At 45.1% G+C, this 1051-nt stretch carries 2 protein-coding genes; both read right to left on the bottom strand.

What is annotated here, in order from left to right; genetic code table 11:
- A partial coding sequence (locus HKX39_RS10560) for a VENN motif pre-toxin domain-containing protein (protein ID WP_171681284.1) occupies positions 1–806 on the bottom strand: 806 nt, incomplete at its 3' end.
- Positions 803–1051, bottom strand: a 249-nt coding sequence (locus HKX39_RS10565) for a hypothetical protein (protein WP_216605102.1), incomplete at its 5' end; no start/stop codon positions are given. The genes HKX39_RS10565 and HKX39_RS10560, both read right to left, overlap by 4 nt.

The raw sequence follows: 1051 nt of genomic DNA on the forward strand, positions 1-1051 counted from the left end.
TAAATTTTCAATATAGGATTCGGTAGTTTTTCTCCTGCCACACCCCCAAGAACGGATAACGCTGTGTCCTGAGGTATATTTCCCTTGACAGCAAAACTCGTGGCAGCCCCCATTCCAGCATTCACAATAAGCGTTTTGCCCAAGGGCATTCCCGTTGTCATAGCTGAAGTTATTCCCGTACTTATAAACTCTATCCAGTTAAACGGTTGACCTACTACAAATTGAGCTGTGGCATTAGCAGTCAATCCACTTGCTGTATTAAGAACCACAGGATTACCTAATACATTCGTTACAACTGGTGATTTTATCGTAACTAGCGAACCGGCAAGAACCATGCCGTCCTTCACGCCACGTGCTATCTGTATTTCTGGACGAGCATTCCAAGCATTCTGCTGTTGCAAATACGTTATCACCCCTTGGGTAGGACGGTCAATTTTAGCCATAGGATCCATCATCAGCACACTTTCTCGTGTTACCCCAGGGTGAGAAGCAACGTAAGCATCTACAGTTTGGAATAAAAATCGCTTTTCTTCCTTAGTTAGTGTCTCTGGCTGAGTTTGATAACGTTGTAACAACTCATCTGTCCTCCCGTCTTTCATTAAAAGCCCACTTATCACCTGCTGTTCTATAGGAGACAAGTACGCTTGCTTTTCAAACTTGTCCAGTAACTTATTACGCTGTTCTAAATCCCATTTTGTTAAAAAGTTATTCTCCACCGCCCGTTTTCCAATCTCTGCTGCTCCAATCGCACTGGATGTACTATCGCCCACTACCCCTCCAGCTAGACCACTGGCTAGTTGACTCAATGCCGTGATGGTCTGTTTTTGACTCTCCGTGAGCTGTGTCCATATTGGGCAATGACGGCATTAGCCTGTGCAAGCTGTGCTTGCGCTTGTGCATCATTAGGATTATTGTCTAAGCGTTGTTGAGCTTCTTTCTTATCCTGCTCTGCTTTATCCAAGCGAGGTTTGAGGGCAATCGCCACACTATTATTGGCTATCTCACCAATCACCTGCGCCATCTCTTGACGCTCTCTCACCTCTGTCATATC

This window comes from Pelistega suis (genome assembly GCF_013133795.1).
GTDB classification, from domain to species: Bacteria; Pseudomonadota; Gammaproteobacteria; order Burkholderiales; family Burkholderiaceae_B; genus Taylorella; species Taylorella suis.